The sequence below is a fragment of the Pseudomonas sp. NFACC46-3 genome, from assembly GCF_900114515.1.
Taxonomy (GTDB): domain Bacteria; phylum Pseudomonadota; class Gammaproteobacteria; order Pseudomonadales; family Pseudomonadaceae; genus Aquipseudomonas; species Aquipseudomonas fluorescens_Q.
This window is the reverse complement of record NZ_FOTH01000017.1, coordinates 24,112-38,038: the sequence shown is the minus strand read 5'-3', so window position 1 is coordinate 38,038 and position 13,927 is coordinate 24,112. Positions and strand designations below refer to the sequence as shown.

The 13,927-nt window shown below is 61.7% G+C and carries 10 protein-coding genes, 2 tRNA genes and 1 pseudogene; 2 read left to right on the top strand and 11 right to left on the bottom strand.

The features are described from left to right. Positions 1 to 197 precede the first annotated feature (197 nt). Positions 198 to 284, top strand: a tRNA-Leu gene (locus BM300_RS17595). A 176-nt stretch (positions 285 to 460) separates the two neighbouring features. After that, positions 461 to 547: transfer RNA gene (locus BM300_RS17590), tRNA-Leu, on the top strand. A 194-nt stretch (positions 548 to 741) separates the two neighbouring features. On the opposite strand, the gene BM300_RS31820 is transcribed toward BM300_RS17590, so the two are convergent. The 11 genes and pseudogenes from BM300_RS31820 to BM300_RS17540 form a co-directional block, all read right to left on the bottom strand. Further along, positions 742 to 1,491 carry a methyl-accepting chemotaxis protein gene (locus tag BM300_RS31820; RefSeq protein WP_371856983.1) on the bottom strand — a complete coding sequence of 250 codons (750 nt, stop codon included), beginning with the start codon at positions 1,489 to 1,491 and terminating at the stop codon, positions 742 to 744. A gap of 108 nt (positions 1,492 to 1,599) precedes the next feature. Then, a pseudogene (locus BM300_RS31815) lies at positions 1,600 to 1,860 on the bottom strand (HAMP domain-containing protein); the annotation flags it as partial. A gap of 967 nt (positions 1,861 to 2,827) precedes the next feature. Continuing rightward, positions 2,828 to 4,120 (bottom strand): adenylosuccinate synthase, encoded by a 1,293-nt coding sequence (locus BM300_RS17580; protein WP_003186407.1) that lies wholly within the window; start codon positions 4,118 to 4,120, stop codon positions 2,828 to 2,830. Between the two features lie 54 nt (positions 4,121 to 4,174). Continuing rightward, positions 4,175 to 5,362: an ATP phosphoribosyltransferase regulatory subunit gene (locus BM300_RS17575; protein WP_003197238.1), complete on the bottom strand. Its 1,188-nt coding sequence runs from the start codon at positions 5,360 to 5,362 to the stop codon at positions 4,175 to 4,177. A 463-nt stretch (positions 5,363 to 5,825) separates the two neighbouring features. After that, positions 5,826 to 6,695, bottom strand: a complete 870-nt coding sequence (gene hflC, locus BM300_RS17570; RefSeq protein WP_063323182.1) for a protease modulator HflC — start codon at positions 6,693 to 6,695, stop codon at positions 5,826 to 5,828. Next, positions 6,695 to 7,864 (bottom strand): FtsH protease activity modulator HflK, encoded by a 1,170-nt coding sequence (gene hflK / locus BM300_RS17565; RefSeq protein ID WP_092222426.1) that lies wholly within the window; start codon positions 7,862 to 7,864, stop codon positions 6,695 to 6,697. The genes hflC and hflK overlap by 1 nt, the downstream gene beginning before the upstream one ends. 85 nt (positions 7,865 to 7,949) lie before the next feature. Then, positions 7,950 to 9,251, bottom strand: a complete 1,302-nt coding sequence (gene hflX / locus BM300_RS17560) for a ribosome rescue GTPase HflX (protein WP_003197227.1) — start codon at positions 9,249 to 9,251, stop codon at positions 7,950 to 7,952. 12 nt (positions 9,252 to 9,263) lie between these two features. Next, positions 9,264 to 9,524 (bottom strand): RNA chaperone Hfq, encoded by a 261-nt coding sequence (gene hfq, locus BM300_RS17555; RefSeq protein WP_003186419.1) that lies wholly within the window; start codon positions 9,522 to 9,524, stop codon positions 9,264 to 9,266. 91 nt (positions 9,525 to 9,615) lie between these two features. Continuing rightward, a complete protein-coding gene (gene miaA, locus BM300_RS17550) occupies positions 9,616 to 10,587 on the bottom strand; it encodes a tRNA (adenosine(37)-N6)-dimethylallyltransferase MiaA (RefSeq protein ID WP_063323184.1) in 972 nt (323 codons plus the stop codon). Next, positions 10,587 to 12,500 carry a DNA mismatch repair endonuclease MutL gene (gene mutL / locus BM300_RS17545; RefSeq protein ID WP_092463410.1) on the bottom strand — a complete coding sequence of 638 codons (1,914 nt, stop codon included), beginning with the start codon at positions 12,498 to 12,500 and terminating at the stop codon, positions 10,587 to 10,589. Before mutL ends, miaA begins: the two co-directional genes overlap by 1 nt. After that, positions 12,497 to 13,924: an N-acetylmuramoyl-L-alanine amidase gene (locus BM300_RS17540; RefSeq protein ID WP_092150888.1), complete on the bottom strand. Its 1,428-nt coding sequence runs from the start codon at positions 13,922 to 13,924 to the stop codon at positions 12,497 to 12,499. Before BM300_RS17540 ends, mutL begins: the two co-directional genes overlap by 4 nt. Positions 13,925 to 13,927: the final 3 nt, after the last annotated feature.

Below are 13,927 nucleotides of genomic sequence, written 5' to 3'. Positions count from 1 at the left end.
GTTAGTTTGGCATAGGCTTAATGAAACGGGAAATTTCAAGCATCCGATCGCTTTTCTAAAGCCATTTGACCCGCCTTGGAAGCCTGGAAAAGCACCGCTCGTGAAATTTAGCGGTTTTTTTCTCAGGAGGGGTTTACAGTTAAAAAGACGCTCCGTATAGTGCGCGCCATCGACGACGTACACACGATGTCGATATTGCCCAGATGGTGAAATTGGTAGACACGCCAGCTTCAGGTGCTGGTGACCGCAAGGTCGTGGAAGTTCGAGTCTTCTTCTGGGCACCAATTTCGAGCAACAGGTCACCGGCCTGGCAGCTCAACAAAAACCCGCGAAAGCGGGTTTTTGCATTTTTGCCCCCTGCAATTGCGTTTGGCAATTACTAAAACAAAAACAGGGGTTTACAGATCAAAATGCGCTCCGTATAGTGCGCCACATCAACAGCGGCAACGCTGAAGATGCTGCCCAGATGGTGAAATTGGTAGACACGCCAGCTTCAGGTGCTGGTGACCGCAAGGTCGTGGAAGTTCGAGTCTTCTTCTGGGCACCAATTCTTGCTTCAAGGTTTACGACCTTGAACCTCACAGAAACCCGCGAAAGCGGGTTTTTGCGTTTCTGGGTCCTGGAAATATCTGAGTCGCTGAAATCGCTATCGCGAGCAAGCTCGCTCCCAAAAGGATCGCAGTGAACGAGATCCGCTGTGGGAGCGAGCTTGCTCGCGATGAGGCCAGCCCAGCCGCCAGATCAGGCCCGGAACTGCCCCAGGCTTGCTTTCAATTGCGCAGCCAGGCTGTCGAGCACCTTGCCGCTGGCGGTGGTCTCGACCACGGCCTGGGCCGCCTTCTCGGCCTGGGCATGGATGGTTTCCACGCGCCCGCGCACTGCTTGCGCGCCCTGGGCCTGGTGAGCCGCGGCCTGAGTCGCCAGGCCGATAGCCGCATGCACCTGCTCGACGGACGCCTGCACCGACTGCTGCAATCGCGCACTGTCTCGTAGCACCACCAAGCCTTCGCTGGCCTGGCGCCCAGCCTGGCCGATAGCGGCCACCGCCTCGCGAGCGCCCTGCTGCAAGGCCACGATATGCGCCTGGATATCGCCCGTTGAACTTTGGGTCTTGCTCGCCAGGGCCCGCACCTCATCCGCCACCACGGCAAACCCGCGCCCCGTTTCCCCGGCCCGCGCCGCCTCGATGGCGGCATTCAAGGCCAACAAGTTAGTCTGCTCGGCGATGCCGTGGATCACCGTCAACACCACTTCGATCTGTTCGCTCTGCTGCGCCAGCCGCTCAATCACTTTCGCACCGGTGTCTACCTGCCCGGCCAACGCCTCGATCAAGCTGCCGACCTTGGCCGAAGTGCGGGTATTTTCATCAGTGGCCTGGCGGATCTCCACGACCTGCTGCAAAGCCGCCTGCATCGCCTGGCTTTCCGATTGAGCCTCATCCGCCATTTGCGACAGTGCACGCAGGCTCTCGGCCACCTCATCACGCTGCATCCCGGCCGCCGCATCGGCACCGGAGTTACGCAAGGTCATCGCACCGATTTCCACACCGGTACGCTGGGCCACATCGCCGGCCTCGCGCACGATGGGTTGCAACTTATCCACAAAGCGATTGACCGCCGAGGCCATGTCGCCGATTTCGTCCTTGCTGTTGATTTGCACGCGCTTGGTCAGGTCACCCTCGCCTGCCGCCAAGTCGTTCATGGCCGCGATCAGCAACTTCAAGCGATTGACCACCCGACGCCCCAGCACCACGGCCAGCAACACCAACACACCGAAGCCCACCAATGCCAGGCCCAGGCCGATACGCCAGCGCAAGGTGCCTGCCGCTTCCTGCACGGTGCTGGCAGTGTTGGTCTGCATCTGTGTGGCGGTGGCCTGGGCCGACTCCAGGCGACCGCGCATGGCGGTGGCGCTGTCGGCCGCCGCCCCCTTGAGGCTGTCACCGACCAACTGGTCGCTGCTGGCGATCAAGGCCGAGAAGCGCTGGTCCAACGCCTTCAGATCAGCGTCAACGGAAGCCGTGGAAACGCCCATCAATACCTTGCCAATCTCTACGCCGTTGGGGCTGATCGAGGCTTCGAGGTAATACACCGAGGGGTCGCTCTTCGCCGCATCCAGCACTTTGTCCAACGCCCGCTCGCCCTTGCCTTTTTCCAGCAGCGCCTTGTTGATCGGGTTTTCCCGGTTCAGGTAGCGGGTCAGGTGCTCACCACTGGCGTCGTCATAAATAACGAACAACACATTAGGGTTGCGCTGGGCCCGGCGGGCGAATTCGGAAAGGGTCGGTATGTCGCTGTCCCACATAGCGCGTGGCGCGACCGAGGCCAGGAGTTGCGCCATATCGTTGGCGGAATCCTTGAGCGTTTTCTCCAGCGTCGTCCGCAATTGCGCCTGTTCGTCCTTCAAACGGGGGGACAAACCGGCAGTGAGACGCTGACGGGTGCTGGCAGACAAACTGTCCAGGCTCGAGGTGACCTCGCGCCCGGCCTGCTCCAGTTCGCCAGACAATTTTTGACTGTCGCCCCCCAGCCGAGCGCCTAGATCGGCCTCCAGGGCGGTGACAGTGCTTCGTGTCAGCGCGACAGCCACCAGCACCTGCACCAAAAGGGCGATACCAAGCGTAACGAAGACGGGCCGCAACAGACGGCTTTGTAACAGTGAGAGAACGGCCGACACAGGGGAATCCCTCTACTAAACGCCATTAATTTGATGGCACTTCAAAGAAGTACTTATTGTTAACGATGCATAGCAAAGGTCGTGCCGTTCGGCCGGCAGATACGACAAAGGCCCCAAACGAGGGGCCTTTGTTTTTTACATCAACGACTTATCAGGCAAATGGGTGACGCAGAACGATGGTTTCGTTGCGGTCCGGCCCCGTCGAAATAATGTCGATCGGCGCACCGACCAACTCTTCGACACGCTTGATGTAGTTGCGGGCCGCCACTGGCAGCTCTTCCAGGGTCTTGGCGCCCACGGTCGATTCGGTCCAGCCTGGCATCTGCTCGTACACCGGCTCCAGGCCGATGTAGCTGTCGGCGTCGGTCGGTGCGTCGATGACGGCGCCGTCCTGGTTCTTGTAGCCCACGCAGATGTTGATGGTTTCCAAGCCGTCCAGCACGTCCAACTTGGTCAGGCACAGGCCCGAGATGCTGTTGACGTCGATGGCGCGACGCAGGATGACGGCATCGAACCAACCGCAACGACGGGCACGGCCGGTGGTAGCGCCGAATTCGTGGCCACGCTTGGCCAGGAAGGCGCCGACATCGTCGAACAGCTCAGTCGGGAACGGCCCCGAACCCACGCGTGTGGTGTAGGCCTTGGTGATACCCAGGATGTAGTCCAGGTACATCGGACCGAAACCCGACCCCGTGGCGATGCCGCCGGCGGTGGTGTTGGAGCTGGTGACGTACGGGTAGGTACCGTGGTCGATGTCCAGCAGCGAACCCTGGGCACCTTCGAACATGATGTCCTTGCCAGCGCGACGCAGCTCGTGCAGCTCGGCAGTGACGTCGAGCATCATCGGCTTGAGCAGCTCGGCGTACTCCATGCACTCGTCCAGGGTTTTCTGGAAGTCGATGGCCGGCTCTTTGTAGTAATTGACCAGGACAAAGTTGTGGTAGTCCAGCAACTCGCCCAGCTTGGCGGCGAAACGCTCACGGTGGAACAGATCACCGATGCGCAGGCCTCGACGGGCTACTTTATCTTCGTAGGCCGGGCCGATACCGCGACCGGTGGTGCCGATCTTCAGCTCGCCACGGGCCTTTTCACGAGCCTGGTCCAGCGCGACGTGATAGGACAGGATCAACGGGCAGGACGGGCTGATACGCAGGCGCTCGCGCACCGGTACGCCTTTTTCCTCCAGCTTGATGATTTCCCGCAGCAAGGCGTCGGGAGCCACCACCACACCGTTGCCGATCAGGCACTGTACGCCTTCGCGCAGCACGCCCGACGGAATCAGGTGCAGGACGGTTTTTTCACCGTCGATCACCAAGGTGTGACCTGCGTTGTGGCCACCCTGGTAGCGCACTACGGCGGCAGCATGTTCGGTCAGCAGATCAACGATCTTGCCTTTGCCCTCATCACCCCACTGGGTGCCCAGGACTACGACATTCTTACCCATAACACTTGTCCTCATTCGCGCAAACTTGGTGCCGGCCGCAGCCGGCAGGAAAACTCAAGAAGCCAGCGGCAATACTTGCCAAAGCCCGTTCTGCTGAATCAATTGCCGGTCGCAGTCCGCTTCACGGGCGGCGGCCAAAGGTTGCCCAGGCAAAGCCTGGACGACACGCTGACCCTCACTGCGCAGCTGGCAGACCGCTTGCCAGAGTGCCGCATCCGTACTGTCAGGCATCCAGATACCGCCAGACGGTAGCTCGACTTCAGCACGCCCCAGGGTCACCAGGGTTTTCAAATCGGTAGAGAAACCGGTCGCCGGACGAGCACGACCAAAGTCGGCACCGATGTCGTCATAACGGCCGCCCTGGGCGATGGACTGGCCCACGCCCGGGACGAACACGGCAAAGACGACACCCGTGTGGTAGTGATAACCGCGCAACTCACCCAGGTCGAAATACAGCGGCAACTCGGGGAAACGCACCGACAGACGCTCGGCAATCGCCAGCAAGTCGTCCAGCGCCGCCAACACAGGCGCCGGCGCGTGAGCCAGGCGTTCACGGGCAGCGGCCAATACCTCACGTCCGCCGCACAGGCCCACCAGCGCCCGCAGCATATCCGACAGATCGGCCGGCAGGCCCTCGGTCAGGCTGATGACTTCGTCGATGGCCTTGCGTTGCAGGGCATCGAACAGCTGCTGCTCCACTTCGCCGGACAAACCGGCCGCACGGGCCAGGCCGCGATAGATGCCGACATGGCCCAGGTCCATGTGGACATCTGGCACGTCAGCCAGTTGCAGCATGGCCAACATCAGGCTGATGACTTCTACGTCGCTGCTCGGGCTGGCGTCGCCATACAACTCGGCGCCCAGCTGGATCGGGCTGCGCGAAGACGACAAGGCACGCGGCTGGGCATGCAGCACACTGCCGGCGTAGCACAGGCGGCTCGGACCTTCACGGCGCAGGGTGTGGGCGTCGATGCGCGCCACTTGCGGCGTGATGTCGGCACGAAAGCCCATCTGCCGGCCCGACTGCGGGTCGATAACCTTGAAGGTGCGCAGGTCCAGGTCCTGGCCCGCACCGGTGAGCAGGGATTCCAGGTACTCGATATGCGGGGTAACGACGAACTCGTAACCCCAGCTCTGGAACAGATCCAACACCTGCCGACGCGCTACTTCAATTCGCGCAGCTTCCGGTGGCAGTACTTCTTCGATGCCATCTGGCAGCAGCCAGCGGTCTACCGTTGCCATTACGCCATTCCCCTATGGTCCGGGCGGCCAGCCCTCGGGCAAGCCTTGAGTGAAGCAGAAAATACTTGGCCCACGCGCAAAACACGCGCATGAGCGCCGTGACGAATGGCGTCATGCCGTTCACCTACGAGCGATTGAATCATTGTGGCGAGGGAGCTTGCCCCGCTGGGCTGCGAAGCGGCCCCATTGCTGTGAGCGCTTCGCACTCATGCGGGAGCAAGCTCCCTCGCCACGGTTTCTATCCAACGCCTTAAATGAGCAGCACTCCAGCCTCGCCCAGCACTTTCCTCGAAAAACCTGTCGAGTCGTTCAACCCGACGCCTGCAACCAAAACCACAATCAAACGTGCAGACGCAAAAAAGCCGGGAATTTCCCGGCTGCCGCATCATACACACGTTTTCCCAAAGGATCACCCCGCCCGACGCTTTAGCCGCCGGGCGGAGTGCCTCAGGTCAACGTCGCATCAAGGCTTGGCCTTTTCCAGATAACGGAAGAAGTCACTGCTTGGGTCCAGGACCATGACGTCGGATTTGTTTGCAAAACTTTCACGGTAAGCGCGCAGGCTACGGTAGAAACCGTAGAACTCCTGATCCTGGCCATAGGCCTTGGAATAGATCGCAGCGGCCTGGGCATCACCATCACCACGGACCTCTTCCGATTCCCGATAGGCTTCGGCCAGCAGTACGCGGCGTTGGCGATCGGCGTCGGCACGGATGCCTTCGGCCAGCTCGTTACCCTTGGCGCGGTGCTCGCGAGCCTCACGCTCACGCTCGGTGCTCATGCGCTCGAACACGCTGCGGTTCACTTCCTTCGGCAGGTCGATGGCCTTGACCCGGACATCGACCACTTCGATACCCAGCTCTTTTTCCGCCATCGTGTTCAGCGAACGCGTGATATCGGCCATGAGCGCATCACGCTCACCGGACACCACTTCATGCAGCGTGCGCTTACCGAACTGGTCACGCAGGCCCGATTCCAGACGGCGGGACAGACGCTCGTCGGCGATCTGCTTCAGGCCCGAGGTCGCGGTGTAGAAGCGCTCGGCATCCTTCACCCGCCACTTGGCATAGGCATCCACCATCACGGCTTTCTTTTCCAACGTCAGGAAGCGTTGCGTCGGCGCATCCAGCGTCATCAGGCGGGCGTCGAACTTGCGCACCTTGTTGACGTACGGCACTTTCACATGCAGCCCTGGCTGGACATCAGCCTGAACCACGCGACCGAATTGCAGCAACACCGCACGCTCGGTCTGAGCCACGATGTAGAAGCAGTTCCAGGCAGCGATCGCCACGACGACACCGACAATAAGGGCGATCAGCGATTTATTGCTCATCAGCGACTCTCCCTGGTACGTGCTTGCTGTTGCTGCAGATCCGCCGCACGGGCGTTGCTTTCATTGCTGGTGGCTGCCGCGCCGGTCGACGGTGCGCTGGTGTTGCGACCGCTCTCGACCATCTTGTCCAGCGGCAAGTACAGCAGATTGCTCTGGCCGTTCTTGTTGCCGGTCACGAGGACCTTGCTGGTGTTGCTGAAGACTTCCTGCATGGTGTCCAGGTACAGACGCTCACGGGTGACTTCCGGGGCCTTGCGATACTCGGCTACCAGCTTGGTGAAGCGATCAGCCTCACCCTTGGCGCGGGAGACCACTTCATCGCGATAACCGTTGGCATCTTCGATGATGCGCTGAGCCTGACCACGAGCTTCCGGCACGACGCCGTTGGCATAGGTTTCGGCCTGGTTGCGCGAACGCTGCTCGTCTTCACGGGCACGGATCACGTCGTCGAAGGCTTCCTGGACCTCACGCGGGGCTGCCGCGCTCTGGACGTTGACCTGGGTGACGGTGATACCGGTGCGATAGGTATCGAGGAACCGCTGCAGGCGCTCCTTGATTTCGCTGGCCATCAACTCACGCCCTTCGGTCAGCACCTGGTCCATGGCGGTGGAACCCACCACATGGCGCAAGGCACTTTCGGTCGCATGCTGCAGGCTGATTTCCGGCTGGTCGACGTTCAGTACGAAGTCCTGCAGGTTGGTAATCTTGTATTGCACGGTCAGCGGCACCTCGACGATGTTCTCGTCTTCGGTCAGCATCTGGCCCTGCTTGGTGTACGCACGCTCACGCGTGACGTTCTCCATATACTTCTGGTCGATCGGCGGGAAATAGATATTCAGGCCCGGTCCAACCGTCTCGTAGTACTTGCCGAAGCGCAGCACCACGGCCTGCTCCTGCTCGTCCACGACATAGACCGCGCTGTACAGCCAGACAGCCGCCAGCACGACCAGACCGATGCCGAGCAGGCCGAAACCGCCGCCCTTGCCCGGACGACCGCCGCCATCGTCACCGCGTTTTTTACCACCACCGAACAAACCGTTCAGGCTTTCCTGCAGCTTTCGGAAGGCCTCGTCGAGATCCGGCGGCCCCTTGCGGTCGCCGTTGTTACGACGCTTGCCACCCCAAGGATCCTGATTATTCGAGTTGCCACCCGGCTCATTCCAAGCCATAGCGCTCTCCATCTGATAAAGCAAAGACGCACCCACGGCGCGCCGACCAATGCTACAGAATGCCTGACACAGCTTTCTCAGGCTTTTATTGCAAAGTGTGTTGCTCGATGAATTCCATCGGTTGCAGCCCTTCGCGGCTGACCAGCCGATTGAGCTCCGCCCGAGGCAGGCGAACAGCCAGCAGGCAGACGCCTTCGTCGTCGTGTTCTTCTTTTTGCACGGCCCCCAGCTCAAAGAACTGGGCTCGCAGCCGGGCGAAACGTTGCGGCAACTTCAGGGTGCCAACAAACAGATCGTTGCCCAACAGCTCGGCCACTGCCTGTTTGAGCAGGTCCAGGCCGGTGCCATCACGGGCCGACAGCCAGACCCGTTGCGGCTTGCCGTCGGCATCGCGCTGGATCTGCGGCTCCACGCCTTCGAGCAAATCGAGTTTGTTGTATACCTCCAGGATCGGCAAGTCCTGAGCCCCGATCTCGCCCAGCACCACCATCACCTGCTCGATCTGCAGCATCCGGTCCGGTTCGGCGGCATCGATCACATGCAGCAGCAGGTCGGAGTTGCTCGACTCTTCGAGCGTAGCCCGGAAAGCCTCGACCAGTTTATGCGGCAGGTGACGGATGAAGCCCACGGTGTCGGCCAGCACGATCGGCCCGAGGTCGTCCAGGTCGAGCCGACGCAGGGTCGGGTCGAGCGTGGCGAACAACTGGTCAGCAGCATAGACGTCGGATTGGGTGACGTTATTGAACAGGGTCGATTTGCCGGCGTTGGTATAACCCACCAGTGAAACCGTCGGGATGTCCGCGCGCTTGCGGCCGCGCCGCGACTGCTCGCGCTGGCTGCGGACCTTTTCCAGGCGCCCCTTGATCTGGCGCAAGCGAACCCGAAGCAGTCGCCGGTCGGTTTCCAACTGGGTTTCACCCGGGCCGCGCAGGCCGATACCGCCCTTCTGCCGCTCAAGGTGAGTCCAGCCGCGAACCAGCCGCGTACTCATGTGCTCAAGCTGGGCCAGTTCGACCTGGAGCTTGCCTTCATGGGTGCGGGCGCGCTGGGCGAAAATATCGAGAATCAGCCCCGTTCGGTCGATCACGCGACACTCGAAGACACGTTCGAGGTTACGTTCCTGACTGGGTGTGAGGATGTGATTGAAAATCACCAGATCGACCTGTTCGGCCTTGACCAGGTCGCGCAACTCCTCGACCTTGCCACTGCCGATCAGGAACTTTGCGGTTGGCCGATGACGCGGCACGTTGAAAAACGCGACGGTCTCGGCGCCGGCCGAAAGTGCCAATTCCTGAAACTCCTGCGGATCTTCGCGCGCCTCAGGGTCCTGTCCATCCAAGTGAACGAGAATGGCCCGTTCACCACCACCGTGGCGCTCAAAGAACAAAGGAGGCTCCTATCAGGCGTTACCCGGTTCAGCGTCACCGCCTTCGGATTCGGTTGCGCTAGGCAGACGAATTGGACGAACTGGCACGACTGTCGAGATCGCGTGTTTGTAGACCATTTGGCTGACGGTGTTTTTCAGAAGGATGACGAACTGGTCGAAAGACTCGATCGTGCCTTGCAGTTTGATCCCGTTGACCAGATAGATGGACACCCCAACTTTCTCTTTACGTAAAGTGTTCAAGTAAGGGTCTTGTAGCGAATGCCCTTTTGACATGTGCCGCACTCCTTTAAGGATCAATAATAAAAATCGGAATCAGATGGCTTGGGCCGTCACACCCCCAAGGATAGACGGCAATTGCAAGGACTCAGCTCAATATGGAGATGGTCCCGAGGTATTTCAAGGCGCGTGGCAGATTGTCGCAATCGAGACTGTCGAGCCAATGCAAGTCAGTCCAGCTGCGCAGCCAGGTGAACTGGCGTTTCGCCAATTGGCGCGTGGCAATGATCCCACGCTCCTGCATCTCGGCTGACGTCAGCTTGCCGTCCAGGTAATCCCAGACTTGTCGATAACCTACCGCACGTATAGACGGCAACCCGGCATGCAGGTCACTTCGCTCACGCAGGGCTACGACCTCGTCTATGAACCCCTGTTCCAACATTAATGTGAATCTTTGTTCAATTCGCCGATGCAGCACTTGCCGGTTCGCCGGAGCGATGGCCAGATTCGCGACAGTATAGGGCAATTGTTGCAGTCCCGAAGCGGCTGCTTCAGTACTTTGCGCAGATTGTCGCTGGCGCAGGGCCGTCATGCTCTGGCCGCTGACCCGATAAACCTCCAGGGCCCGACTGAGGCGCTGCGGGTCATTGGGGTGAATACGCGCCGCCGATTCCGGGTCGATGACCGCCAATTGCTCGTGCAGGGCTTGCCAGCCAAGGCGCGCGGCCTCTTCTTCAATCTGCGCGCGCACCTCGGGATCGGCTGCCGGCATGTCCGCCAACCCATCGACCAAGGCCTTGTAATACAGCATTGTGCCACCCACCAGCAGCGGAATCTTGCCCCGCGAGGTGATCTCGGCCATGGCCTGGAGCGCGTCACGACGGAAATCAGCCGCCGAATAAGCCTCGGCCGGGTCGAGGATGTCGATCAGGCGATGGGGAAACTCGGCCAGCAGTTCCTTCGACGGCTTGGCGGTGCCGATGTCCATGCCCCGGTAGACCAGGGCCGAATCGACACTGATCAACTCGCAGGGCAGGACTTTGGTCAACTCGATGGCCAGGTCGGTCTTGCCGGCGGCGGTCGGCCCCATCAGGAAAATCGCGGGTGGCAACTGGCTCATCAACGACCGCGCAGGAACAGTTTGTCCAGGTCGTCCAGGCCCAATTGGGTCCAGGTCGGCCGGCCATGGTTGCATTGACCGCTGCGCTCGGTGTTTTCCATGTCCCGCAGCAGGCCGTTCATTTCCGGCAGGGCCAGGCGCCGGTTGGCGCGGATCGCGCCGTGGCAGGCCATGGTACCGAGCAGTTCGTTCAGGTGCGCCTGGATGCGGTCGCTGGTGCCGTATTCCATCAAGTCAGCCAGTACGTCGCTGACCAGGCGATTGGCCTCGGCCTGCTTCAACAACGCCGGGATCTGACGGATCGCCAGGGTTTCGGGCCCCAGACGCTGCAATTCGAAGCCCAGGCGCTGGAACCAGGCCACATGTTCTTCGGCGCAATCGGCTTCGCGCTGGCTGACGGCCAGGGACTCGGGCACCAACAGTGGCTGGCCGCTCAGGCCTTCGCTGGCCATGGCGATTTTCAGCCGCTCGTACATGATCCGCTCATGGGCGGCGTGCATGTCCACCAGGACCAGGCCCTGGGCATTTTCCGAGAGGATATAAATGCCTTTGAGTTGCGCCAGGGCATAGCCCAGCGGCGGGATATCGCCTTGGCCGTCGGGCATCGCCGCCGCTCCAGCTTCCGGCAAGGGTTTGAAGAACTCGCGATAGGCCGCCTGGGCCTCGGCTGTCGGCACGCTGGATTGCGGACGCGGAGTGTATTGGTATCGATAGCCGCTGCCGGTACCGCTCCCGGCCGTGTTGTAGCTCGGCTGAGGCTGGGGCTGCTCCAGCAGTGCGTTGGCCGCCAGGCGCATTTCGCCCTGAGGCCCGAATTCGCCAGCTTCCAACCCCGTTGGCCGGACCATGCCGCCCACCGCCGCCGGAGCCGCCAGTTGATCTTCCGGGCGCACATCGCCCAACGCACGGTGCAAGGTGCCGTAGAGGAAATCGTGGACCATGCGCCCGTCACGGAAACGTACTTCGTGCTTGGTCGGGTGTACGTTGACGTCGACCACGGCCGGATCGACTTCGAAAAACAGCACGAAGGTCGGATGCCGGCCATTGAACAGCACATCGCGATACGCCTGGCGCACCGCGTGGGCCACCAATTTGTCGCGCACCGCCCGGCCGTTCACGTAGAAGTACTGCAAGTCCGCCTGACTGCGGGAAAAGGTTGGCAAGCCGACCCACCCCCACAGGCGCAAGCCATTGCGCTCCACCTCGATGGGCAATGCCTGCTCCAGGAAACCTGCGCCGCACACCGCGCCGACACGTCGGGCGCGTGCCGCATCATCGTGGGCCTCGTGCAGGCTGAGGATGGTCTTGCCGTTGTGGCGCAAATGGAACGCCACATCAAAGCGCGCCAAGGCCAGACGCTTGATGACTTCTTGCAGATGATCGAATTCAGTCTTCTCGGCCTTGAGGAACTTGCGCCGGGCCGGGGTGTTGAAGAACAAGTCGCGCACTTCCACCGAAGTGCCCACCGGATGGGCCGCGGGCTGCACGCGAGACGCCATGTCGCGGCCTTCGGTCTCGACCTGCCAGGCCTGCTCGGCATCGCGGGTGCGGGAGGTAAGGGTCAGGCGCGACACCGAACTGATGGATGCCAGCGCCTCGCCCCGAAACCCCAGGCTCATGACCCGCTCAAGATCCTCCAGGTCGCGGATCTTGCTGGTGGCATGCCGCGCCAGGGCCAGCGGCAGGTCGTCAGAGGAAATCCCGCCACCGTCATCGCGCACCCGCAGCAGCTTGACGCCGCCCTGTTCGACATCCACATCGATGCGCCTGGCCCCGGAGTCGAGGCTGTTTTCCAGCAACTCCTTGATGACCGACGCCGGACGCTCGACCACTTCGCCAGCAGCGATCTGGTTCGCCAGCCGGGGGCTGAGCAGTTCGATGCGGGCAGGGTTACCGATCACTTCGTCACTCATCGCTGGACCGCCACTTCGTTGCCGGGAATGGTCAGGGTCTGACCAATCTTGAGCTCGTCGCTTTTGAGATTGTTGGCACTGCGCAAGGTGGCGGGCGACACCTGATAGCGCACGGCGATCATCGCCAGGGTTTCGCCGGGGCTGACCCGATGGTCCCGCGGGCCTTGGGCAATCTTGCCCGAGTCGCGCAACCAGGCGATGTAGGTGCCTGGCGGTGGGTTCTGCTGGAAGAACTGCCGCACGCCGCTGCTGATGGAACGGGCCAGCGCCTGCTGGTGGTTGGCGGACGACAGCTTGGAGGCTTCGTTGGCGTTGGAGATAAACCCGGTCTCCACCAGGATCGACGGGATGTCCGGCGACTTGAGCACCATGAATCCAGCCTGCTCGACGCGCTGCTTGTGCAGCGGCGTGACCCGACCGATGTTGCTCAGGACTTTCTGGCCGACGTTCAGGCTGGAGGTCAGCGAGGCGGTCATCGACAAATCGAGCAACACACCGGCGAGCATCCGGTCCTTGTCGTCGAGGCTGACGTTGCCGGCACCGCCGATCAGGTCGGAACGGTTTTCGCTGTCGGCCAGCCAACGGGCAGTCTCGGACGTGGCACCGCGGTCGGACAGGGCAAACACCGAGGCCCCGAACGCTGCCGCCGAAGGCGCGGCGTCGGCGTGGATGGAGACGAACAGGTCGGCACCTTTCTTGCGGGCGATCTCGGTACGCCCACGCAAGGGAATGAAGTAGTCGCCGGTACGGGTCAGTTCGGCGCGGAAGCCTTTCATGCCGTTGACCTGGCGTTGCAATTCGCGGGCGATGGACAGCACCACGTCTTTTTCCCGCTGCCCGCGCGAGCCTGAGGCGCCTGGGTCTTCGCCGCCGTGACCGGCGTCGATCACCACGATGATGTCGCGCTTGCCAGCCGGGGCCGGTGGCAGCTTGAGCGCAGGTTCGGTCGGGGTCACTGGCACCGCTGGCACCGTGGCAACATTGGTCGGCGGCGGCGGTGGCGCCGCATCGGCCGGGTTGTCGAACAGGTCCACCACCAGCCGGTTGCCGTATTGGGCATTCGGGGCCAGGGTGAAGCTTTTCGGGGTCACGGCTTTTTTCAGGTCGATGACCACCCGCAGGTCGGTCGGCGTACGCTGGGCCGAACGCATCGCGGTAATCGGCGTGTTGGCGGTCGCCACGTTCAATGGCGCGCCCAGGGACGCGCCGTTGATGTCAATCACCAGGCGATCCGGGGCGGTCAGGGTGAATACGCTGTGCTGCACCGGGCCCGTCAGGTCGAACACCAGCCGTGTGTTGTCCGGCGCCCGCCAGAGGCGAACGCTGTTGACCTTTGTCTCGGCCACAGCATCGACGGCCAGTGCCGTAAGCAACAGTCCTACGACAGCAACCACCGCGCGAAAGCGCATACCAAACCCCATCATCAA